We start from the raw sequence: 21,221 nt of genomic DNA on the forward strand, positions 1-21,221 counted from the left end.
ATCTTAAATCATCCCTTTCAAATAAACGAAGCTGAAAATGAAAATCCAGACAACATCAAGGAAGTGCCAATACAGTGAATAAATAAAGAATTTGTTCGCTGTATGAGCAGTAAAGCCCTCACGTACAACTTGAATGAGGATACATAATCCCCAGAACAAACCGAATGTGACATGAGCGCCATGTGTACCAAGGAGCATGAACAAGCTTGATAGGAAACCGCTAGTCTGCATGGTCGCTCCTTCACCGACATAGGTGACAAATTCCATGATTTCAACGCCAAGGAAGACAAGACCAAGACACATGGTGATGATAAAGAAGGTCATCATCGGTTTTTTATAGTTCAAGCGCATGCTGTGAACCGCCAATCCGCATGTAAAGCTGCTCGTCAAGAGAACAAAGGTTTCTGCAATAACGGGTTTGAGCTCGAATATTTCTGATGCTGTCGGTCCATCGCCTGTTCCGTTGACCAAGGTGAAATAGGTGGCAAACAGCATAGAGAACAAGGCAATCTCTGCTCCAAGAAAGAGCCAGAATCCAAAGATTTTCAAGCGATTCTCTTCGGTGCTATATTCTAATGGCAGGCTAGTATCTACCTTCATTGGTTCTCACCTCTCAGCTTGTTTTCGGTTGCGATAATCTCATCTACTGGTACATAATAGCCATGGTCACGTTCAAAGGAACGGGTGGCTAAGATGATGAATACAGCCGCTCCGAAAATGATTGATGGAATCCACCAGCTAAATACCATGCAGAAGCCCCACAAGAAGAAGAAGATTCCCATGATAACCGGTTTTCCTGAGTTGCTAGGCATGTGTATCGGCGTTATTTTATCCCGATAGATTGGGATGCCTTTTCTCTTATAATCCCAGACCGGCTCTTCTGATTGAATCTCAGGGGTTACGGCAAAGTTATAAAATGGTGCCGGGCTTGGGATTGACCATTCAAGTGTCCGTCCATCCCACGGGTCAGCAAGATGCTCTCTAGGACTCTTAAGTGCACTATAGATGACATTGTAGAAAATGAGCGCAAATCCTGTTGCCAAGAAGACGGCACCGATTGATGACACAAGATTGAGCGGACCATATCCAGTTGCCGCAGAATAGGTGTACATCCGGCGAGCCATCCCATCGAGACCTAGATAGAACAATGGCAAGAAGGTCACATTAAAGAAAATCGCGATAAGCCAGAAGCTGATCTTGCCAATTTTCTCATTCAAGCGGAAGCCGAAAAGTTTCGGGAACCAATAATAAACCCCGGCAAGCATACCGAATACTGTACCAGGAATGAGCACGTAATGGAAGTGGGCAACCAGGAACATCGTATTATGATATTGGTAATCCGCACTTGCCATCGCGAGCATGACACCTGTTATCCCGCCAATCGTAAAGATTGGAATGAAGGCGAGAGAGAACAGCATCGCCGTAGGGAAGACAATCTTGCCTTTATATAGAGTGAACAACCAGTTAAAGATTTTGATTCCTGTCGGCACTGCAATGGCCATAGTCGCAATGGCGAAGAAGTCATTGACAGCTGCACTGTGGCCCATTGTATAGAAATGGTGGGCCCAGACAAGGAATGACAAGATGGAAATGGCGAACATACTGAATATCATGGATTTATATCCATAAATATTTCTCCGTGCAAAGGTTGAAATGACATCGCTAAAGATCCCAAATGCAGGGAGGACAACGATATATACCTCAGGATGTCCCCAAATCCAGAAGTTATTGGCCCAAAGCATATCCATCCCGCCATTAGACATGGCAAAGAACTGTGTGCCGAATAGACGATCAAACATCATTTGGGCTAGGGAAACGGTAAAAGCAGGGAAAGCAAATAAAATAATAATGCATGTAATTAATGTTGCCCATGTAAACATCGGCATTTTCCAAAGTTTCATGCCTGGTGCTCTCATTTTCATAATCGTTACGATAAAGTTAATCCCAGTCATCAATGTTCCTAGACCGGATAGCTGAATGGCAATGGAGTAGTAGTTATGTCCGACACTTGCGCTGAATTCATTGCTAGCAAGCGGGAAATAAGCACTCCAGCCGGCATCTGGTGAACCGCCGATGACAAAGGATAAATTATAAAGCATCGCCCCTGCAAAGAATAGCCAGAAGCTGACTGCGTTCAAAACAGGGAACGCAACATCTCTTGCCCCGATTTGCAGCGGGACCACTAGGTTCATCATGCCAAGCACAAAGGGCATAGCCATGAACAAAATCATAATCGTTCCGTGAGTTGAAAAAACTTCGTTATAGTGCTGTGAAGCCAAGAATGCCATATCAGGTGTCGCAAGCTGAAGACGCATCATTAGTGCATCGACACCGCCGCGGAAAAGCATCAAGAGTGCAGCTAGGATATACATGATGCCAATGCGTTTATGGTCAACAGTTGTCAGCCATTCCCGCCATAGCCAGCCGTATCTTTTCGTTACGGCCAATGTAATCAAGATGGCTAATGTGGCCACAACGATACTGACCATTGCGCCATATATAAGCGGATCGCCTGTAACAAAAAACTCATCCCATTTCATGGTGGTATCTCCTTTCTCTAAAGGTTAGTGATTATGTCCGCCTGTTCCTGTTCCGCCATCTTCATCCTCTTCGGGCTGATGGAATGGCCATACAGGAGCTGGTCTAAACTCTAGGTGAGTAGAAGAGTAGGTAGCGATTCCCATGTATTCGGTATCAAGCAGTTTATCAAACTCTTCCTCTGTCAATGGGTCTGCGGTTGCTTGGACCTCATCAACCCAGTCATTGAAATCTTCTTCGGTCATGGCTTCACATATGAAATCCATTTGAGCGAAGCCTTCACCGCTGAAGTTCGCATTGCGTCCGTGATATTCTCCTTCCTCATCAGCCGCTAAACGCAAGGTGGTGACCATATCACTCATGGCATATTTCTGCCCGGCTAACTGTGGAATCCAAAGGCTGGTGATTGGGCCATATGTGTAAAGTCTAAACTCAATTTCCCTATCTGTCGGGATATTGACGTAATTGACTGTTTCAATGCCTTGCTCTGGATAGCTGAAATGCCACTTCCAGTTGGATGATGCGGCATAGATGACTAATGGTTCCTCATCCTCGTAACCAGCAGGTGTGCTTTCCACCTGGAAAGTAGTTTTTACAGTCACGACAGATAGCACGATGACAATGATAATAGGGATAGCCGTCCAAATTATCTCCAGCCATTTATTTCCTTTGATGTATGGAGGATCATACTGAACTGGCTGATTTGTTGCTCGGTATTTCACAATCATATAAATAAAAAGCGCATAAACAATGATTAAAATACCCGCCATAACATACATTGAGAAAATAATTGTGTCTGACTGGATTTCCGCTTGCGGTCCTTTCGGATTCAGGACAGTAATTGGACTGCATCCGCTTAATCCAGCAAGCGCCATTATTGAAACGGTAAGAGAAAGCCAGAATTTCTTCATAATTATGCTCCTTTCTATAGATTTTTTTCAAAATAAATTATATTGAAAAATCTTTCCTCCCTTTAATGATAAAAGTAGTGAACACGTAATTTCAAATGATAACCCTTTGGTATACCTGTGAAAAATAAGATTAATCATGATTATAGGTAAAAGAGTTAATATTTTACTGAAATAGATATTTGTTCGGGTTTTTAGATGAGTTGGCAAAGTATCATTTGACCCTTCACTATTTTTTCGAGATGATTAAAGAAAAAAATAACCGCCCAGGGATTATCCCTGAGCGGTTGATTAAGATCATATGTTATTTAATAGGTGTCCATTGTTTACGAACTTGTTCGTAAGCCATTTGCATGATCTCAGATTCGTCCGTGTCTCTTTGAGTCAACACATTTGTTGTATAATGTCTTCCCATGAAATCAACTACAACTGTTACATTCATCATTGTTACATCTCTCCTTTTGATAAAAATTGATTCAGTTAATAAACGCATAAGATGTTGGCTGCGCTAAAAAGTAGGGTAAATGAGTGCTGGTTAATGTTTAGTAGAAGGTGTACATAATGTGCGGTGAAGAAGGAGATAAAAATTTATTCCCAAAGCGGGATGGCATTAAACATTGGTCATGTTTGCGGGTTAATTCTATTATATAATAAATTTCATAAAAAATCCATATTTTTTGGTTTATCTTTCCTATTGATGCTTGTATCTGTAGGAGATTAAAGGGAATAATTGATTTGGAGGTAGGTCTTTTGGCACTATTGATATTTGATTTAGATGGAACTCTTGTAGAAACAACACAGCTTAGCATCCCGCTTATTCAGGAGGAAATCAAGCGTTATCCTCACCTAAAAATGCCTGAGCCTAAGGCAATTCAATCTGTATTTGGACTTCCGAAGAAGGAGTTTTGGGAAACACTCATTCCAGACGGGAAGCCTGAGGAGCTTATCCACATTCAATCAAGCTGGGAGGTAAAGCTATTGGACATGATGCAGGAGCATGATGTCCTGCTGCCGTATGTGAAGGAGGTGCTCTCTGAGTTAAAGGAGAGAGGACATAGATTGACAACCGCGAGTAACTGTTCAACGGCTTATCTTGAACGAATTTTGGAAACTCAAGGAATAGAGGAATATTTTGATGACCCGCTTTGCATTGAATTAGTGCAAGGAAAGAAAAAGGAAGAGATACTGCAGGCTCATTTTGCGGTCCTTCCTAAGGAAGAAGCATATATGATTGGGGACCGCTCATCTGATATTGAAGCAGCTCATGCAAATGGAATACCGGCTATTGCTTGTCACTTTGGCTTTGCGGATGATGGAGAGCTGGATGGAGCAGATTACCATATTCATTCCTTGCGCGATCTTCTTGAAATCTTCCCAAAATAACATAACAAAAAGGAACGCTTCCAATCATGATGGGGGCGTTCCTTTTTGGTTTATTTTTTTGGGAGCAGGCTGGAAAACGGGGTTGCTGCCCAAAGGGTCTTTAAGCGGGGAACAATCTGTTTCGCTTCGTTGACCGGGTAATTGACGGCTTGTTTTTTGTACTCGATATCCTCTGTAATTTTCGCCTGAGTGGCGCTTAAATGATCAGTTTGCATCTTGATTGTATCGGTTTGCTGCTGAATACGTGTGATAGTCGCATTCATTTTTGTCATGACTGGTTTTGATTCCTTCATCGTCTTAACGGCAAAGATGCCAAGAAAGACAAGTGAAGCGACAATGAGCCCAACACTAATCCATACGATAATCATTGCGATTCCTCCTTACCGCTTACGTTTCACTTATTCTATAATACCCTGAAAAATGATGAAGTAACAAAGAAACAAAAAATGGATTATCGAGATTGTTTCCGGGTAATGTTTCCATATAAGAATTTTTCTAGGAGGGTGAAATGTGTGGATAAGAAAGTAATTGGTGTTTATGAAAATGGAGAAGAAGCGGTCAAGGCCGTGAAGAAGCTGCAAGAGGAAGGATATGATCGCGATGATATCTCGGTCGTAGCCAAGGATAAGGAAGAAACGAAAAATATTACGGATAAGACAAAGGTGGATAATGGTCTAGCCGCTGGCGCTGCGACGGGAGGTGTTCTCGGAGGCTTGACTGGATTGCTTGCGGGGCTTGGAGCCCTTGCTATCCCAGGTGTGGGTCCAATTGTGGCTGCTGGACCGATTGCCGCAACTTTAAGCGGGATGGCAGCGGGAATTGGTGCAGGCGGTCTTGCAGGAGCACTTGTTGGTATGGGCGTCCCGGATGAGGATGCCAAGCAATATGAAAGAGACGTAGAATCAGGGAAGATCCTTGTCTTGGTTGATCCAGAGGCCCAGAAGAAATACACCGACAGGGACACCTATGAGAAATCGGATGATCCGCTTGTACAAGCTGAGCGAACAAGATCAGAGGCAATCAACCCCACCACTGGTGGAGACCCTAATTTACGAGGAAATACAGAGCTTTAAGAAAAGAGGCCATTTATGGCCTCTTTTTTCATGGGATGCTATCAGTCTTTTTAAGCGATAAGAAATGCTAGAATGAAAGGTGAGGAGATAAGGATGGAGGGTTAGAAGAAGTGAGAAATAAATATATACATTGGTTAAGTAGAACGATAGATCTTCTACAATAGGAGAAATGGCAGCTTGACTAAATAAAGCTTCTTACATAGGAGGAAAATAATGAAATTTGTTCTAATCTTTGGCCCGCAAGCTGTTGGGAAGATGACGGTAGGGCAAGAATTAGCCAGTATGACGGGCATGAAATTATTTCATAATCATATGACCATTGAAATGCTGGAGCCCCTTTTTGGTTTCACGCCGGAAATGTGGAGGCTCACGAACCAATTTCGAATGGAGATATTTAAGTCTGCTGCAGCCAGTGAAATGGAGGGACTGATTTTCACTTGTGTATGGGCATTTAATGAACAAGAGGATTGGGATTTTGTGAATGATGTCTGTAAGGTATTTGAATCAGAAGGAGCGGATGTCTATTTCGTTGAACTAGAGGCAGAGCTGGAACGAAAGGCTGAGCAGGAATCGGAGTGCGAACAGGCTGGAGCACAAACCGACAAAAAGGGATATTGCTGCGTCCGAAGCGGAATTAACGAATTCGATGCAGACGTATCGTTTGAATTCACATGAGGGTGAAATTGAGAGGGAAAATTATATGAGAGTTGATAATACTGAGCGATCGGCAGAAGAGGTCGCTCGATTGATTCGGGACACATTTCATTTCTAGGCGCTTTCTTAAAAAGGACTGCGTTTTTTTGCATTAAAAAACGGAACAAACTAGAATAGTCTGCTCCGTTCTGATAATGAAATAAGATGGGTTAATCTCTTATGAAGTGCGTACATGTAAACTGCCGCGGTTATCTATTCCACTTGGACGTTTTACTTAAACGACGTAAGCCCTACCTCTCTTACATCCTTACGGCTCCGAAGCCGATCCAGTGTGAATAAGTGTTCCGATAAAAAACATTTCTGCAGAATGCCATATATGTTTACATCTCCACTCAGTACGTCACTTTTATTACATTACTCTAAGTATATACCCTTACTTTCATTCTGTCAAATTTCGGAATCAACGTCCATTAATAAGATAACCACGTGTTGTAATCACATATCAGCCACACTTGTTATATACCCCATATTTTTTATTGAAAACACCGTCAGCTTTTTGAACCTAATTTGGGGGATTGTCATAGAGTAATGGAGGAATACGTTAGGGGGGAACTGGATGTATTACTACTATTCGAGAAATCAGCAACAGGCGGTTGATGAGTTAATCAAGCAAATGAAGGGCGCCATCGATGGGGAGTACAGTGCGGTTAAATGCTATGAGAAGCTCGCAAGAATGGCTCCGAATGACCAGGAAAGAGAGCGGATTCTTGAAATACGGAATGATGAGATTAAGCATTTTACGGAATTGGTGAAGCTTTACTCGGGAATATTTGGACGCGATCCAAAGCCTGAGCTGATTGAGGAATGCCCGGATGAATATGAGCTTGGACTCGAGGCGGCGATAATTGATGAACAGAATACGGTTGATAAGTATTTGACCATTGCCGATCATGCAGCAAACACAGCGGTAAAGCAATTCTTCACACGGGCTGCAAAGGATGAGCAGAACCATGCCGTCTGGTTTTTGTATTTATGGATTAAGAATAAGTGACAAGCGTGAAACAGGGCGGGCTTGATGACTAAATTAGCAAGATCTGTTAATAGTCATAATTCCGCCTATCTGCCTTTTTCTCCTTTTTTTTGGCATAAGCGTCTATCCTTATGGGAATAAGGAAAGAGAACCTAAATTATAGGAGGCTGAAAAATGCGGGCTGTAACTTATCAGGGTGCAAAAGATATTCAAGTCAAGGAAGTAGAAGATCCAAAGCTTCAGAAGAATGATGATATTATTGTCAAAATAACGTCTACGGCAATATGCGGATCTGACTTGCACATTTATCAAGGAAATATGCCAATCAGTAAGGGCTATGTCATTGGGCATGAACCAATGGGTATTGTAGAGGAGGTTGGACCGGAAGTTACAAAGGTGAAAAAGGGCGACCGTGTTGTCATTCCATTTAATGTCTCCTGCGGCCAATGCTTCTATTGTCAAAATGAAATGGAAAGCCAATGCGATCATTCAGAATCCAATCCCCATCAGGATACGGGCGGATATTTCGGCTATACGGAACGGTATGGAAACCATCCGGGAGGACAGGCGGAATATTTGCGAGTGCCATTCGCGAATTTCATGCCGTTTGTAATTCCTGAATCCTCCGAGCTTGAGGATGAGCAAGTCTTATTTATGTCAGACGTACTTCCAACTGCCTTATGGAGTGTCGAGCATGCTGGTGTGAAGCCAGATGACACAGTCGTTGTCCTTGGCTGCGGTCCGATAGGTTTGATGGCCCAGAAATTTGCTTGGCTTGCTGGAGCTAAGCGTGTGATTGCCGTTGATCATTTAGACTACCGTTTGAAGCAGGCAGAAAGAATGAATAAAGTAGAAACGGTTAATTTAATTGATTACAATGATACGGGCAGCTATATTAAGGATTTGACTAGCGGCGGTGCTGATGTGGTCATCGATTGCGTTGGAATGGACGGAAAGAAATCTGCTATCGAGAAGATCGAACAAAAGTTAATGCTTCAGGGCGGAACATTAAGCGCCATCAAAATTGCGACCGATGCAGTACGTAAATTTGGTACCGTTCAGCTTACCGGTGTTTACGGAATGACCTATAATATGTTCCCGCTTGAGAAATTCTTCTCCCGCAATGTCACCATCAAAACAGGACAAGCTCCAGTCATTCATTATATGCCGCGTTTATACAAGATGATTGAAGAAGGAAAGATTGATCCGACAGAGGTCATTACGCATAAGATGCCTCTTACCGATGCGGCAAAAGCCTATTCCTTGTTCAATGAGCATGAGGATGACTGCACAAAGGTTATTTTAAAGCCATAATCATACAAAACCCCTGCAGCAAGCTTTGCTGCAGGGGTTTATTAGGCTTAAAATACCTTCGTTGTCCAGGTTTCACAATTCCATACATCTGTTGCAATGTCCTGATAGAAATCAGGCTCATGGCTGATGAGGAGAATGCTCCCTTTAAATGCTTTTAATGCACGTTTCAATTCTTCCTTCGCATCAACATCAAGATGGTTTGTCGGCTCATCAAGCACGAGCAGATTATTCTCATTGTTAATGAGCTTACACAGGCGTACCTTCGCTTTTTCTCCACCGCTTAAGACATCTACCCTGCTTTCAATATGCTTCGTTGTCAGGCCGCATTTTGCAAGGGCTGCACGAATCTCTGCTTGGTTATAGGAGGGGAACTCCTGCCAGATCTCTTCGATACACGTTTTGGTTGATGGGTTTTTAACTTCCTGCTCGAAATAGCCGATATGCAAGTGCTCTCCAAGCTCGACCTGACCGGATATCGGCTTCAATTCACCAAGGATGCTGCGCAGAAGCGTCGTTTTTCCGATTCCATTGGCACCTGTGAACGCCACTTTTTGGCCGCGTTCCATCCGAAGATTAAGCGGTCTTGATAATGGCTCGGTATAGCCGATGACTAAATCCTTTGTCTCAAAGATGAGCTTCCCGGAAGTACGGGCTTCGCGGAAATGGAATTCCGGTTTCGGACGTTCCTTAGCCAGTTCAATGACATCCATCTTATCCAGCTTTTTCTGACGGGACATTGCCATATTACGTGTGGATACACGTGCCTTATTGCGGGCAACGAAATCCTTCAGGTCGGCAATTTCCTGCTGCTGGCGCTTATAGGCGGCTTCAAGCTGCTGTTTCTTTACTTCATATACTTTCATGAAGTCATCATAATTTCCGACATAGCGTGTCAGCTCTTGGTTTTCCATATGGTAAACAAGATTGATGACACTATTGAGGAATGGAATATCATGTGAGATGAGAATGAAGGCATTCTCATAATTTTGGAGATAGCGCTTCAGCCATTCGATATGCTGCTCATCCAAATAGTTAGTCGGCTCATCCAAAAGAAGGATGTCAGGTTTTTCTAATAACAGCTTTGCGAGTAATACCTTCGTTCTTTGTCCACCGCTCAAGTCTTGGACATCCCGTTCAAGTCCAATCTCATCTAATCCCAGTCCTCGTGCGATTTCCTCTACTTTTGCATCGATGACATAGAAATCATTATTAGTAAGGATATCTTGCAGGACGCCAGACTCTTCAAGCAATGTTTCTAATTCCTCAGGGGATGCATCCCCCATACTTGCGAAGATGTCATTCATCTCTTGCTCGATATCGAATAAATATTGGAAGGCTGTCTTTAATACATCACGAATGGTCATCCCTTTTTCAAGAACGGCATGCTGGTCAAGGTAGCCGGTACGGACTTTCTTGTTCCACTCAACCTTTCCTTCATCAGGTTCCAATTGGCCGGTAACAATATTCATGAAGGTGGATTTGCCTTCGCCGTTAGCTCCAACAAGACCGATATGTTCTCCCTTTAACAGACGGAACGATACATCGTTGAAGATGGCGCGGTCGCCAAATCCATGACTTAAATTCTTGACTGATAATATCATGGTCATTCTCCTGACTCTTGTTTGTAATTAATGGTTCATCTCGCATTTAATAGTACAATATTTATGTGAAAATGCCTAGATTAACACATTATTTTCCACTGTCGAAAAACATTGTAAAAACGAGATTATTCAGATGTTTACGAACAATTTAAATAGTTGTATGATATAAAATGCACAATAGAAATATGGAAAGGAATGAAAAAGGGATGAAAAACAAATTTTTACTGAGTATTATGATGGCATTTGCTTTTATTCTTGTTGTTGGTTGTTCATCAGAGGATTCTTCCAAAGAGGAAAGCTCAGATGATTCAAAAGTATCAGAGGAGGATGTAAAGAGCGAGATGCTTGATTTCTACCTCTCATTAGCCAACACGATTAATGCAAATGATACAGCATTGAATACATATGAATTATCTGAGGAACCAGATACACTGACAGATGAGGATAAAGCTGCTGCTTCTGAATCTGCAAAGGCAACTGCTGATGCCCTTGGCAAAGTCGAAGTGCCTAAAGCATTAAGCAATTATAAGAAAAACCTAGATGTGGCGACTGAAGCGATTCAAACGTCTTATAGCAAGAAAGCTGAGATCCTTGCTGGAAACTCTTCAGAAAAGCTGGAGGATGCTAATGAATCCTTTAACCTTGGTTCTGAAATGATCAATGATATCTTTGAAGAGCTTGGTCTAACACCTGTTAGTTTAAATGCAGAAGTAAATTCATAAGAGACATAAGAAACGGCCCGCTTTTCATCGGGCCGTTCTTTATTGCTTAGCTCGAGCCCTTGCACGCTCATCGGCGGCTCTGGCTCTTTCCTGCGCCACGAGATCATCGTGGTCAGCAAGTGCCTCTGAGAATTCAACATCGATTCCATCCGACAGTCCGCGCATGTCGGCTGTCAGCTTTCGGGATTTAGCGTGAACTAAGTTATGGTTATACCTGCCCATTGCAAGTTCCCTCCTTGGAAAGTGATTGTTTCTCAAAGGATAGTATGTGCTACTGATTCATGAATCAGACCGGTAAAATACAGGTAATTCACGGACGAATGCCTTTTGGCCCGCTGAAGCCGCCTGCGCGGTCAGCTCGTTTGAATTCACGCTGATACATTACTTCTTGTGTAGTTGTTAGTGATTTTTTCATGCTCTCACGTTTTTTCTTATCCATTACACATTCCTCCTGCACATAGTTTACCTCTCTATATTTTCCAAAATAAACCTGAACTATTCCGCTGATGTTTCTTTCGGTAGTTGAATGAATCACATTATGCTACATTAAAGGAGGAGGTGAATAGAGGTTGCCGAATATTTCAAAGATTGAACAGCAAAAACGAAATAAAAACCGATTCAATATCTATTTATCCGATGAGGGGAAAGCAGAGGAATATGGATTTAGTGTAGATGAAGACCTCCTCGTCCGCATGCGGTTATCGAAAGGAATGGAAGTTGATGAACTTGCCATTATGGAGATTCAATATCGCGACCATGTTCAAAAAGCCTTCCAGTCGGCTGTTCATTTCCTGTCATATCGTATGAGGTCAGAAAGAGAGATTGCTGCTTACCTGGCTGAGAAAGAATGGGAAGAAGCCGTAATTGATGAAGCCATGCATAAATTGCGAGAATATAAATATGTCAATGATGAGGAATATGCCAAAGCTTATGTCCGTACCCAGATGAATATTGCCAGGAAGGGACCGGATTTAATTAAACGGGAGCTTAGCGAGAAGGGAATTTCTGTGAGTATGCAGGATGAAGCTCTAGAGCAATATACACCAGCTCTTCAATGGGAGAATGCGGAGGCTTTGGCGCAAAAATCATTGAAGAAAAGCAAGGGCTCTCACAAAGAGGCGAAGCAAAAAGCTGTGCTTTTCTTAACAAGAAAGGGTTATAATATGGGGCTTGCTGCATCTGTTGCGGACGAGCTCGCATCAGTGGATGAGGATAGCGAGTGGGAAAGCCTCGTACTGATGGGACAGAAATTTCATCGTAAGTATGCAAAGCTTGAAGAACGGGAATATGGGCAGAAGATGAAAACAGCCTTATTCCGTAAAGGATTTCAAATGGACTTAATTAATAAGTTTGTTGAGCTTGGAAAAGAGCAGATAGACAATCAAGAATACGAACTGTGAGAGGGGCATATGGGGATGGAAGAGAAGAAATTTAGTGAAATGACTGAGCATGAATTAAGACAGACAATAGCTGAATTAAATGAAAAGGCAAGAAAGGCCGAGCAGCTAGGGATGGTGAATGAATTTGCCGTCCATAAGAGAAGAGCGGTTATGGCAAAGGCCTATTCTTTAAACCCGAAGGATTTTGAACCGGGTGAAATTTATGGGATTGACGGCGCTCCGGGTGAATATTTTAAGGTCGAGTATTTGAAAGGCGTATTCGCATGGGGATTTCGCCTGAATAAAGGAGAAGAGGAAGGACTGCCCATCTCCTTATTACAAAGGTTGAAATAGAAACAGTAAATTCATTTAATAAAAAACCGCCCATAGAGGGCGGTTTTGATTTTGGGCTTATTCTTCATCCCGATGACTAGAGGCATACATTCGTTCCTCAGGATGGGTATTGGTAGTGCCATCTGGGCGCTTTGAAGCATATTTGGATTTGGCACGGGCTGTTTCAGCCCTGAATTTATTGTCATGCTGATAAGGGAATCCTGTTTCTTTATTTCTCATCTGTATCATGCCTTTCTCCTTAGATTCCTTCTTAGTATGGGAAGCGGAGGATGAAATAGGCATGCGAATATTTCCCATCAGCCTGTGATGATATTTAATTTCTTTTGGAGCTTCTCCTCAGTGAATACCCAGCCAGTGAATGAATTGAGGATATTCAATTGATCATCCAGATGAACAATTGCCACAAATGGATAACGCCCTCTGCTTCGATAGCGAAGGTCAATAAACCTGACGGTGAACATTTCGTTTTCATAGCTGATCTCCCACCGGTAGACCGGGGAGAAAGAAACAAAGGCCGATAGGTTCACATCCTGCAAGGCCGCATCAAGTACAGGGCTTTCCGGTAATGGATGTCTGTCAAATGTATCGAGGATGCTGATTTCCCGGTTCTCAGCAACCGCAACATAATACTTATCCCCTGTCGTCACAGCAATCTTCCATTTGTGATAGCGCATTGTCGGTGAGAGGATGATCCGTCTTGCATCAGGAATCTTTTGGCGTACAAGTTCTTTAATGGAACGGTGCTCGAGAATCCGCGCAAGATAATACCCAATGACGATAATGTACACCATGACAAATGTCGGGCCTGGCGGAAGACCGAATGCCCATAATATTAAGCCGGCGATATGAATCCCGAAGATAAAAGGGTCAAATGTATTGATGATGCCGAGTGCCACCCATCTAGAGGATAACGGTCTGATTGCCTGTGTTCCGTATGCATTGAATATATCGACGAATACGTGGAGAAAAACGGCTAGGAAGGTCCAAAGCCATGTATGCAATACATTTGCCTCCGGAAGAATAAGGGAGGCGGCAGCTGTAATCAAGACCGGCCACAATAATACAAAGGGAATAGAATGGGTCATTCCCCGGTGATTCCGTATATAAACAGCATTATTGCGCATTTTCAAAACAGTGTCGATATCAGGTGCTTGTGAGCCTAGAACGGTACCAATCATAACGGCAGTCGCAGTGTATGAGCTATGTGCCACAACAGGGTCCAAAGTAGCAAGCCCGCCGAGCGCTATACCCATAACAAGATGTGTACCGGTATCCATATGAAAACCTCCTTTGCCGCAAACAGACTTAGATGAAAGACTATATGTCTATACTATCCATATTTTAATTACTTTCCATACCGAAATGGATGAATTACAATGAAGAAATTAACCTTGCTAAGTTTATTTCTAATATGTTTATATTCCCTTTTTGCCCGAATATTTAACATAACCAGGAGGAAACGTGAAAAAGTTAGCCAGTAATAATATTGAGCAATTCAGAGAAGATTTGGTAAATTGGTTTTTGGAAGAACAACGGGTGCTCCCGTGGAGAATGAATAAAGACCCCTACAGGGTTTGGGTATCTGAAATTATGCTGCAGCAAACACGTGTAGATACAGTCATACCTTATTACGAACGGTTCATGGAATGGTTCCCAACACTTGAAGATTTTGCAGAGGCAGACGAGGAGAGAATCCTCAAAGCCTGGGAAGGTCTTGGTTATTATTCAAGAGTGCGTAATCTGCATGCTGCCGTGAAAGAAGTGAAAGAAAGCTATGGCGGTACTGTTCCAAATACGCCAGAGGAAATAAGCCGCCTTAAGGGCGTTGGCCCTTATACAGCAGGTGCGATTCTAAGTATTGCATACGGGCTGCCGGAGCCGGCTGTTGATGGGAATGTCATGAGGGTGCTCTCGCGCATATTAGAAATTTATGATGATATTGCTAAACCTGCCACAAGAAAAGTATTTGAGCAGGCTGTGAGAGAATTGATTGACCATGATCATACGTCTGAATTTAACCAGGCCTTAATGGAGCTTGGGGCTTTAATCTGTACGCCGACAAAGCCTTCATGTCTGCTATGTCCTGTACGTGAGCATTGCCAAGCGTTTGAAAAAGGGTTGCAGCAGGAGCTTCCTGTAAAGACAAAGGCCAAGAAGACGAAGACAGTTCAATTAAGTGCCCTTGTCTTGATTGATAAGAGCGGCAGGATGGTTATTCGAAAAAGGCCGTCATCCGGACTGCTTGCTGGTTTATGGGAATTTCCCAATTATGAGGTCAGCGGCATGGAGGATTTAAAGCAGATTATGGCCAAGGAACATCATCTTGTCATAGAAGATATTCGTCCAATTGGACAAATCAGCCATGTCTTCTCCCATCTTGTTTGGGAAATCACTGCCTATGAGGCAAGGGTAGAAAATGTGGAACGGTTTACAGAAGAGGGCCGAAAAACTGCCTTTGTGAGGGATGAGGATTTCAAAGACTACGCACTGCCTGTATCCCATCAAAAAATCTACGAAGCCCATTTAATGAATGAGAAACAGTGACGGATTATCCGCCACTGTTTTTTTTTCATTAGTCATAAGAGATGCGTGTACCGTGTGTCCAGTCAGCCTCAAAGCGGGTTAATCCGCCTCGGCGTTCAATTTCCTCGATAATCTCACGTTGAATCGTATGCCCTTCAACATTTAAATAAGGCATAATCTGCATAAGAGAATGATGAAAATATTCAAGCTCTGAGTCCTTCCATTCCTCCTTCTTAATCATTGACAGCTCAGTCATATCTCGTCCTACATACATGTGTAAGCCCTCCTTTAAATAATAGATAGTTTTCCGAAAAGCTGCCTAAATCACTCGTAAAAGTTTTGAATAACAATATGTGTCTTGGACACATTAATAGTTGTGGAGGTGATACGAATGGCTAACAACAGTTCAAAAACAAATGCTAACCTAGTGAGACAACAAAACGCACAATCTGCAGGTCAAAGCCAAGGACAATACGGCTCTGAATTTGCATCTGAAACTGATGTGCAAAGCGTAAGAGAAGCTAACCAAAAAGCTGAACAAAACAAAGCGAAAAACTCCGGTAACTTCGGAAAACAATCTTAATGCATGCTTAATCCGAAGCACTTGCCCTTGCCTGGCAGGTGCTTCTTTTTATGTCGACAAAACCTCTTATTAGCCAACAGAAAAAGTCAAAGGGATTAAAGCACTACATAGAGAAATTATTCTTTATACGGACAAGAGGTGGGTGATGACGATGAAAAGCTTTGAGGAATTAGTGAATGAGCAGATGTTGATCATGGATAAATTATTAAATATGCAAACAGAACTTGACCGTTACAGAGAGCTTGAGGAAGAATTGAGGAACCGTAAGAAGGAGCAGGATTTATTATCCGTACAGGATGATATTATGGAAATGAAGAAAGAGCTGAATTCGATTCAGAATATTTTCATGCAGCTGACAGAGAGGGTTATTGAAAGCTACCAGACGAAATCCTCTACTGAGAAAATCATGCATGATTGAGATTGTTTTTAAAGGGCATCTAATCGATGTTCTTTTTTATTTGTTTAATCAAATGTTTATACATATAGAGCCAAGTGTTTCACATATGGCGGGAAGTGGGAAGTATATAATACTTGTTCATGAGGTTGTATGCATAATCCTGGTTCACTTTGTTTTAAAATCACGCTCAAATCGTTATAATAAATAAGAAGAATACGGAAATGGTGTCTTATTTATACTGAATAAGGACAAGGGTGAATTGATTGGTGATAGATAAGTGCCCTGCCCATAGGGTGAGAAAGTAGGTAATACAACGTGCGAGTACCGAGAGAAGGAGAAGAAATCCAAATACACAGCTATAAGCATAATGGACACATCCACCGAGTTTGGCAAGAAACGACCGTTTTGAAGGGAACGCAATATATTGTGATTGGGTGCAATGACCGAACTCTCGTCACCGAAAGTGATGGCCGGACATGGCTGACGAGAGAGCCTGCAATCACCTATTTCCATTCGCAATACTGGTTCAATATAATTGGTATGCTGCGAGAAGATGGGATTTATTATTACTGTAATTTAAGCTCCCCTTTCGTCTTTGATGGAGAAGCCGTAAAATATATCGATTATGATTTGGATATTAAAGTATATCCAGATATGACGTACAATTTACTTGATGAGGATGAATATGAGCAGCATAAGCGTGAAATGAGTTACCCAAATGTAATCGATCATATTCTAAGACGGAATGTGGAAAAATTAATCGGCATGATTCGGGCGAAGAAGGGACCGTTCGCGCCTGAATTTGTTCATAGCTGGTATAAGCGTTATGTAACGATCAAGAATAACGAAAGATAGCCTGTTTCCATTACGGACGGGCTTTTTCCGTGATAAGAGGAGAATTAATAGTGAGCAGTATAAAACGGTATATGAAATTTGTAAAACCTTATAAATGGCAAATCATCATCACGATTCTCATCGGAATTGTGAAATTCTCCATACCGTTGATTACTCCGGCATTGCTTGGTTACGTCATTGATGATGTCATCGGGGCGAATGCCCTGACAAAGGATGAACAGCTTAGAAAGCTGTTCATGCTGATGGCTTTAATGTTCTTTATCTTTGTCGTTGTCCGACCGCCTGTTGAATATTACCGTCAATATTATGCGCAGTGGACAGCGAGCAAGATTCTGTTTGATATACGTGACAAGATGTTTGGTCATATACAGAAGCTGAGCTTTAAGTATTATTCCAATGCCAAGGGCGGGGAAATCATATCCCGGGTAATCAATGATGTAGAGGAGACGAAGAATTTTGTCATCACCGGGCTGATGAATGTATGGCTTGACCTTGTCACCATCCTCATTGCAGTTGGCATTATGCTGGCTATGGATGTAGAGCTGACACTGATTTCATTGTTGCTCTTACCTCTTTATGGTTTTTCAATTAAATACTTCTTCGGCAAGCTTCGGGGATTGACCAGAGAACGTTCTCAGGCCCTTGCGGAGGTTCAGGGATACCTGCATGAACGGGTGCAGGGAATGGCTGTAATCAAAAGCTTTGCAATAGAAGATCATGAACAAAAGCAATTTAATCGGGAGAATGGCAACTTCCTTAAAAAAGCCCTGACGCATACGAGCTGGAATGCCAAATCATTTGCGGCTGTCAATACAATTACAGATGTTGCGCCGCTGATTGTGATTCTTTTTGCCGGCTATCAAGTCATATCCGGAAATTTGACACTTGGAACGATGGTTGCCTTTTATGGATACATAGACTTGCTTTATGCGCCATTGAGACGGTTGATGAATTCCTCCACCACATTGACTCAGTCGCTGGCATCAATGGACCGTGTATTTGAGTTCCTGGATGTCCCTTATGATATCGAGGACCGCCCGAATGCAAATGAATGTAAGGACGTGCAAGGGACAATCAAGTTTGAGAATGTTTCCTTTTCCTATGGAGAAGATGAAAACCTAGCTTTGAAGAATATTAATCTCGAAGTAAAGCGTGGAGAGACTGTCGCATTGGTTGGGATGAGCGGAGGAGGAAAATCTTCCTTGGTCAGCTTGATTCCGAGATTTTATGATGTGACAGAAGGCAGGATTCTGCTTGATGGAATCGATATCCGTGATGTTAAGGTCCGTTCCTTGAGAGATAATATTGGCATGGTCATGCAAGATAGTATCTTATTCAGTGACTCGGTTCGTGCTAACATTCTGCTTGGGAAGCCAGAGGCAACTGATAAAGAAGTATATGAGGCAGCTAAAGCTGCCAATGCCCATGATTTTATCTTGGGTTTACCGAGCGGATATGAGACGAAAGTGGGCGAGAGAGGCGTCAAGCTCTCAGGCGGGCAGAAGCAGCGTGTGTCCATTGCTCGTGTATTCCTTAAGAATCCGCCAATCCTGGTTCTGGATGAGGCGACCTCAGCTCTTGACCTTGAGAGTGAGCATCTCATTCAAGAGGCGCTTGAGAAGCTGTCAGAGGACCGGACGACCTTTATCATTGCCCACCGGTTATCCACGATTACCCATGCCGATAAAATCGTCTTAATCGAGCATGGTGAAATCACTGAGAGCGGCACCCATCAAGAATTGATGGATAGGCAGGGCTCTTACTATGATTTGTTTAAAATCCAGCAATTGGACAGTTAATGAAGAAGCTGAGCTGAAAGCTCTGTTCAAAACGGGCTTTTGGCTCGTTTTTTTGTTGCCGGGAGTTACCGTGCTTTATGAAAGGTGTAAAAAATGGTTATGAAACAGCCATCTTTGGAGTGTGAGTTCGGGTTAATTGAAAGGAAATAGATGATGGAGCATAGAATTTCTTATAGTAAGCATTCTTGCACTTTTGAAACTAATAAAGGAGGATGTACTTAATGACAGCTGTATTTTCCAAAGTTCAAGACGTACTTGAAAACTATAAAACATCCGTTTACGAGAAGGATGTTGAAAAGTTCTTATCCATGTACGCTCCTGAAATGCATATTTATGATTGCTGGGGGAACTGGGAGGTTAAGGACCTTTCTTTGTGGAAGAATAATGTGGCAGAGTGGTTTTATGGATTGAACGAAGAGGGTGTTTTACTTAAGGTTGATTTTCATGACCTAGTAGTTGAGGAAGATATAAACCTTGCATTTGCATTTGTTTATTGTACTGTAACATTTACTGCACATTTAGCAGATGGTGGTGAGCAACTTCGCCAAATGTCTAATCGATTCACATATGGTTTGAAAAAGGTGAATGAATCATGGTTTATAATCCATGAACATTCCTCATTACCTATAAGTGTAGAAACTGGTAAAGGAATTTACAACATGGGTAAAGGTTAAATAAGGATGACTGCTGCATATCTTATATTCTGGACTATAACTGAATGGTACGTTAGATGTCACAGAAAGGCTGTTTTTAAACCTCGGGCGTCAGGGAAACAGAAACAGCAGCAATACGCTATAAAAACAGGCGGAAAACCAAAACGGTTTTTCGCCTGCTATTTTGAGCGCTCAATGGCTCTTATGCTTGATCATCATCCGGTAATTGTACGGATTTGTTTTCTGCTTTATGGTAGGAATGGAAGCTATTGACGAGCATTTCGAGATGCTCCAGATAGTCTCCGTATTCCAAAATCGCGGAGATCAAGGTGACCATATGGTAGTAAACAGGTGTTTCATCCGTGGCATTAATGCGGAAGCCTCTGACAACCTCAATCAACTGCTGCTTGTTATATTGCTCCTCTGTCTCGGCATATAAGTATCCTGGTTTAACTTTTTCTGTGAATTTCAAATGGATATGTTCATGTTTTCTCATCAGGATATCGAGCTGTTCTTGGACTTCAAGCTGGAAGTCATCCGGCATTTGGTGAAACTCTACTTCAAAACGGTGAAGTCTTTTTAGAATATCGAGCGCTCGTCGGTTGGTCGCAATCATATAGCGATAAAGGACGAGCTTTCGAGCCTTTGCAATATTATTTTTCTTGAAATATTGCCGTTCCTCTTGATACATATCATAAAGCCGCTCGGATTTGCTCATGTTCTCCTTAAGCCGTTTAATATCCTTCTTTAAATGTACATGCTCGGTCGTGCTGCGTGAGCCAATGCGAATCCAGCGCAGAATCTCATCAGTGGTGTAATTGATTCGTGTGAATAGCTTTGTTTCATATTTAGGCGGAAGAAAAATCAAGTTCACTAGGAAGGCTGAGAGAATCCCGATGAGAATGGCGAATACTCTCCAGAAAGCGAACGTTGTAAAATCGCCTTCAGGTTGCTCCATAATCAAGATTAATGTCACTAAAGAGATGGTTAATTGATTATCATTTTTTAGCTTCAGATTAATGACGATTGTGATAATGGCAGCGAGACCGATTAATAACGGCTCGTTTCCGAATAACAGGACAAATGTGATGGCTACCAAGAAACCGATGATATTGGCCTGTATTTGGTCAATCAATGTTAAATAGGAGCGATAAATAGTCGGCTGTACGGCAAATACCGCCGAAATGGCTGCCAATGTAGGGGATGGAATCCCAAGCAGTACCGCTACATAAATGGCTATGACTATGGCTACTCCCGTTTTAAAAACTCGGGCACCAACCTTCATAAATTCTACCTCTTCCTTTATCTAAAGTTATGCAAATCGTTTGTCTATTTTCACTCAATGTACTATACAGGGTTTTGGCCGGATGTTCAAGATATACTTGTAAATTGACTTATATATGATAATTATTTTCCCCTTTACTCACTCAAGAATGCATGGATGCCCTAGTTTCC

Annotated in this window: 25 protein-coding genes and 1 pseudogene; 14 read left to right on the forward strand and 12 right to left on the reverse strand. The window is 42.3% G+C overall.

What is annotated here, in order from left to right; all coding sequences use genetic code 11:
- Positions 1-3: 3 nt before the first annotated feature.
- From qoxC to ACY8DX_RS03515, 4 genes are all read right to left on the reverse strand, one after another.
- Positions 4-600 carry a cytochrome aa3 quinol oxidase subunit III gene (qoxC, locus tag ACY8DX_RS03500; RefSeq protein ID WP_049672088.1) on the reverse strand — a complete coding sequence of 199 codons (597 nt, stop codon included), beginning with the start codon at positions 598-600 and terminating at the stop codon, positions 4-6.
- The gene (gene qoxB / locus ACY8DX_RS03505; RefSeq protein WP_049672087.1) at positions 597-2,540 is read right to left on the reverse strand and encodes a cytochrome aa3 quinol oxidase subunit I; all 1,944 of its coding nucleotides are present in this window, start codon (positions 2,538-2,540) and stop codon (positions 597-599) included. Before qoxB ends, qoxC begins: the two co-directional genes overlap by 4 nt.
- Positions 2,541-2,564: 24 nt before the next feature.
- Entirely contained in the window at positions 2,565-3,449 is an 885-nt protein-coding gene (qoxA, locus tag ACY8DX_RS03510) for a cytochrome aa3 quinol oxidase subunit II (RefSeq protein ID WP_053103777.1), read from the reverse strand.
- Positions 3,450-3,750: 301 nt separating this feature from the next.
- On the reverse strand, positions 3,751-3,891 hold the full coding sequence (locus tag ACY8DX_RS03515; RefSeq protein WP_156185654.1) for a BA3454 family stress response protein: 141 nt from the start codon (positions 3,889-3,891) through the stop codon (positions 3,751-3,753).
- A 305-nt stretch (positions 3,892-4,196) separates the two neighbouring features.
- On the opposite strand from ACY8DX_RS03515, the gene ACY8DX_RS03520 reads away from it, so the two are divergent.
- Complete coding sequence (locus tag ACY8DX_RS03520) at positions 4,197-4,829, forward strand: HAD family hydrolase (RefSeq protein ID WP_049672086.1); 633 nt, start codon at positions 4,197-4,199, stop codon at positions 4,827-4,829.
- Between the two features lie 50 nt (positions 4,830-4,879).
- On the opposite strand, the gene ACY8DX_RS03525 is transcribed toward ACY8DX_RS03520, so the two are convergent.
- Positions 4,880-5,197 (reverse strand): DUF948 domain-containing protein, encoded by a 318-nt coding sequence (locus tag ACY8DX_RS03525; RefSeq protein WP_049672085.1) that lies wholly within the window; start codon positions 5,195-5,197, stop codon positions 4,880-4,882.
- Between the two features lie 144 nt (positions 5,198-5,341).
- On the opposite strand from ACY8DX_RS03525, the gene ACY8DX_RS03530 reads away from it, so the two are divergent.
- The 4 genes and pseudogenes from ACY8DX_RS03530 to ACY8DX_RS03545 all read left to right on the forward strand — a co-directional run bounded on the left by ACY8DX_RS03530 (position 5,342) and on the right by ACY8DX_RS03545 (position 8,900).
- Positions 5,342-5,902 carry a YflT domain-containing protein gene (locus tag ACY8DX_RS03530; RefSeq protein ID WP_049672084.1) on the forward strand — a complete coding sequence of 187 codons (561 nt, stop codon included), beginning with the start codon at positions 5,342-5,344 and terminating at the stop codon, positions 5,900-5,902.
- 213 nt (positions 5,903-6,115) lie between these two features.
- Positions 6,116-6,674, forward strand: a pseudogene (locus tag ACY8DX_RS03535) (DEAD/DEAH box helicase family protein).
- A gap of 498 nt (positions 6,675-7,172) precedes the next feature.
- Positions 7,173-7,607: a ferritin-like domain-containing protein gene (locus ACY8DX_RS03540; protein ID WP_049672083.1), complete on the forward strand. Its 435-nt coding sequence runs from the start codon at positions 7,173-7,175 to the stop codon at positions 7,605-7,607.
- Between the two features lie 153 nt (positions 7,608-7,760).
- Positions 7,761-8,900: a zinc-dependent alcohol dehydrogenase gene (locus tag ACY8DX_RS03545; protein ID WP_462406207.1), complete on the forward strand. Its 1,140-nt coding sequence runs from the start codon at positions 7,761-7,763 to the stop codon at positions 8,898-8,900.
- 47 nt (positions 8,901-8,947) lie between these two features.
- Here ACY8DX_RS03545 and ACY8DX_RS03550 read toward each other — a convergent pair whose 3' ends face one another.
- On the reverse strand, positions 8,948-10,501 hold the full coding sequence (locus ACY8DX_RS03550; RefSeq protein WP_049672081.1) for an ABC-F family ATP-binding cassette domain-containing protein: 1,554 nt from the start codon (positions 10,499-10,501) through the stop codon (positions 8,948-8,950).
- A gap of 206 nt (positions 10,502-10,707) precedes the next feature.
- Between ACY8DX_RS03550 and ACY8DX_RS03555 the strand changes: the two genes are divergently transcribed.
- Positions 10,708-11,223, forward strand: coding sequence for a hypothetical protein (locus ACY8DX_RS03555; RefSeq protein WP_049672080.1), 516 nt, complete (start codon positions 10,708-10,710; stop codon positions 11,221-11,223).
- Positions 11,224-11,262: 39 nt separating this feature from the next.
- On the opposite strand, the gene ACY8DX_RS03560 is transcribed toward ACY8DX_RS03555, so the two are convergent.
- Complete coding sequence (locus tag ACY8DX_RS03560; RefSeq protein WP_049672079.1) at positions 11,263-11,445, reverse strand: YfhD family protein; 183 nt, start codon at positions 11,443-11,445, stop codon at positions 11,263-11,265.
- An 88-nt stretch (positions 11,446-11,533) separates the two neighbouring features.
- Positions 11,534-11,662, reverse strand: a complete 129-nt coding sequence (locus tag ACY8DX_RS03565; protein ID WP_082197186.1) for a YfhE family protein — start codon at positions 11,660-11,662, stop codon at positions 11,534-11,536.
- Between the two features lie 130 nt (positions 11,663-11,792).
- On the opposite strand from ACY8DX_RS03565, the gene recX reads away from it, so the two are divergent.
- Complete coding sequence (recX, locus tag ACY8DX_RS03570) at positions 11,793-12,623, forward strand: recombination regulator RecX (protein ID WP_049672078.1); 831 nt, start codon at positions 11,793-11,795, stop codon at positions 12,621-12,623.
- A 15-nt stretch (positions 12,624-12,638) separates the two neighbouring features.
- Entirely contained in the window at positions 12,639-12,956 is a 318-nt protein-coding gene (locus ACY8DX_RS03575) for a YfhH family protein (protein ID WP_049673035.1), read from the forward strand.
- Positions 12,957-13,013: 57 nt separating this feature from the next.
- On the opposite strand, the gene ACY8DX_RS03580 is transcribed toward ACY8DX_RS03575, so the two are convergent.
- Positions 13,014-13,175: a small, acid-soluble spore protein K gene (locus ACY8DX_RS03580; protein WP_049673034.1), complete on the reverse strand. Its 162-nt coding sequence runs from the start codon at positions 13,173-13,175 to the stop codon at positions 13,014-13,016.
- Between the two features lie 77 nt (positions 13,176-13,252).
- Positions 13,253-14,233 carry a metal-dependent hydrolase gene (locus ACY8DX_RS03585; RefSeq protein WP_462406208.1) on the reverse strand — a complete coding sequence of 327 codons (981 nt, stop codon included), beginning with the start codon at positions 14,231-14,233 and terminating at the stop codon, positions 13,253-13,255.
- 184 nt (positions 14,234-14,417) lie between these two features.
- Between ACY8DX_RS03585 and mutY the strand changes: the two genes are divergently transcribed.
- Positions 14,418-15,500 carry an A/G-specific adenine glycosylase gene (mutY, locus tag ACY8DX_RS03590; RefSeq protein WP_049672076.1) on the forward strand — a complete coding sequence of 361 codons (1,083 nt, stop codon included), beginning with the start codon at positions 14,418-14,420 and terminating at the stop codon, positions 15,498-15,500.
- 28 nt (positions 15,501-15,528) lie between these two features.
- Here the strand turns inward: mutY and ACY8DX_RS03595 are convergent, their stop codons facing one another.
- Positions 15,529-15,753, reverse strand: a complete 225-nt coding sequence (locus tag ACY8DX_RS03595; protein WP_049672075.1) for a hypothetical protein — start codon at positions 15,751-15,753, stop codon at positions 15,529-15,531.
- A gap of 117 nt (positions 15,754-15,870) precedes the next feature.
- Here ACY8DX_RS03595 and ACY8DX_RS03600 point away from each other — a divergent pair, with 117 nt between their 5' ends.
- The 5 genes from ACY8DX_RS03600 (at position 15,871) to ACY8DX_RS03620 (ending at position 19,787) form a co-directional block, all read left to right on the forward strand.
- On the forward strand, positions 15,871-16,062 hold the full coding sequence (locus ACY8DX_RS03600; protein ID WP_049672074.1) for a gamma-type small acid-soluble spore protein: 192 nt from the start codon (positions 15,871-15,873) through the stop codon (positions 16,060-16,062).
- Positions 16,063-16,213: 151 nt separating this feature from the next.
- The gene (locus ACY8DX_RS03605) at positions 16,214-16,480 is read left to right on the forward strand and encodes a YgaB family protein (protein WP_049673033.1); all 267 of its coding nucleotides are present in this window, start codon (positions 16,214-16,216) and stop codon (positions 16,478-16,480) included.
- Positions 16,481-16,774: 294 nt separating this feature from the next.
- A complete protein-coding gene (gene ntdP / locus ACY8DX_RS03610) occupies positions 16,775-17,314 on the forward strand; it encodes a nucleoside tri-diphosphate phosphatase (RefSeq protein ID WP_049672073.1) in 540 nt (179 codons plus the stop codon).
- A gap of 50 nt (positions 17,315-17,364) precedes the next feature.
- Complete coding sequence (locus tag ACY8DX_RS03615; RefSeq protein ID WP_049672072.1) at positions 17,365-19,113, forward strand: ABC transporter ATP-binding protein; 1,749 nt, start codon at positions 17,365-17,367, stop codon at positions 19,111-19,113.
- Positions 19,114-19,334: 221 nt separating this feature from the next.
- Positions 19,335-19,787 carry a YybH family protein gene (locus tag ACY8DX_RS03620; protein WP_462406209.1) on the forward strand — a complete coding sequence of 151 codons (453 nt, stop codon included), beginning with the start codon at positions 19,335-19,337 and terminating at the stop codon, positions 19,785-19,787.
- 181 nt (positions 19,788-19,968) lie between these two features.
- Here ACY8DX_RS03620 and ACY8DX_RS03625 read toward each other — a convergent pair whose 3' ends face one another.
- Complete coding sequence (locus ACY8DX_RS03625) at positions 19,969-21,051, reverse strand: FUSC family protein (RefSeq protein WP_049672070.1); 1,083 nt, start codon at positions 21,049-21,051, stop codon at positions 19,969-19,971.
- Between the last annotated feature and the right edge of the window lie 170 nt (positions 21,052-21,221).

This window comes from Gracilibacillus sp. Marseille-QA3620, assembly GCF_054950035.1.

What these genes read in the sequence shown, in the direction of transcription:
- qoxC (WP_049672088.1), bottom strand. Translation starts at nt 600, where the DNA reads ATGAAGGTAGATACTAGCCTGCCATTAGAATATAGCACCGAAGAGAAT.
- qoxB (WP_049672087.1), bottom strand. Translation starts at nt 2,540, where the DNA reads ATGAAATGGGATGAGTTTTTTGTTACAGGCGATCCGCTTATATATGGC.
- qoxA (WP_053103777.1), bottom strand. Translation starts at nt 3,449, where the DNA reads ATGAAGAAATTCTGGCTTTCTCTTACCGTTTCAATAATGGCGCTTGCT.
- ACY8DX_RS03515 (WP_156185654.1), bottom strand. Translation starts at nt 3,891, where the DNA reads ATGATGAATGTAACAGTTGTAGTTGATTTCATGGGAAGACATTATACA.
- ACY8DX_RS03525 (WP_049672085.1), bottom strand. Translation starts at nt 5,197, where the DNA reads ATGATTATCGTATGGATTAGTGTTGGGCTCATTGTCGCTTCACTTGTC.
- ACY8DX_RS03540 (WP_049672083.1), top strand. Translation starts at nt 7,173, where the DNA reads ATGTATTACTACTATTCGAGAAATCAGCAACAGGCGGTTGATGAGTTA.
- ACY8DX_RS03545 (WP_462406207.1), top strand. Translation starts at nt 7,761, where the DNA reads ATGCGGGCTGTAACTTATCAGGGTGCAAAAGATATTCAAGTCAAGGAA.
- ACY8DX_RS03550 (WP_049672081.1), bottom strand. Translation starts at nt 10,501, where the DNA reads ATGATATTATCAGTCAAGAATTTAAGTCATGGATTTGGCGACCGCGCC.
- ACY8DX_RS03555 (WP_049672080.1), top strand. Translation starts at nt 10,708, where the DNA reads ATGAAAAACAAATTTTTACTGAGTATTATGATGGCATTTGCTTTTATT.
- ACY8DX_RS03560 (WP_049672079.1), bottom strand. Translation starts at nt 11,445, where the DNA reads ATGGGCAGGTATAACCATAACTTAGTTCACGCTAAATCCCGAAAGCTG.
- ACY8DX_RS03565 (WP_082197186.1), bottom strand. Translation starts at nt 11,662, where the DNA reads ATGGATAAGAAAAAACGTGAGAGCATGAAAAAATCACTAACAACTACA.
- ACY8DX_RS03575 (WP_049673035.1), top strand. Translation starts at nt 12,639, where the DNA reads ATGGAAGAGAAGAAATTTAGTGAAATGACTGAGCATGAATTAAGACAG.
- ACY8DX_RS03580 (WP_049673034.1), bottom strand. Translation starts at nt 13,175, where the DNA reads ATGAGAAATAAAGAAACAGGATTCCCTTATCAGCATGACAATAAATTC.
- ACY8DX_RS03585 (WP_462406208.1), bottom strand. Translation starts at nt 14,233, where the DNA reads ATGGATACCGGTACACATCTTGTTATGGGTATAGCGCTCGGCGGGCTT.
- ACY8DX_RS03595 (WP_049672075.1), bottom strand. Translation starts at nt 15,753, where the DNA reads ATGTATGTAGGACGAGATATGACTGAGCTGTCAATGATTAAGAAGGAG.
- ACY8DX_RS03600 (WP_049672074.1), top strand. Translation starts at nt 15,871, where the DNA reads ATGGCTAACAACAGTTCAAAAACAAATGCTAACCTAGTGAGACAACAA.
- ACY8DX_RS03605 (WP_049673033.1), top strand. Translation starts at nt 16,214, where the DNA reads ATGAAAAGCTTTGAGGAATTAGTGAATGAGCAGATGTTGATCATGGAT.
- ACY8DX_RS03620 (WP_462406209.1), top strand. Translation starts at nt 19,335, where the DNA reads ATGACAGCTGTATTTTCCAAAGTTCAAGACGTACTTGAAAACTATAAA.
- ACY8DX_RS03625 (WP_049672070.1), bottom strand. Translation starts at nt 21,051, where the DNA reads ATGAAGGTTGGTGCCCGAGTTTTTAAAACGGGAGTAGCCATAGTCATA.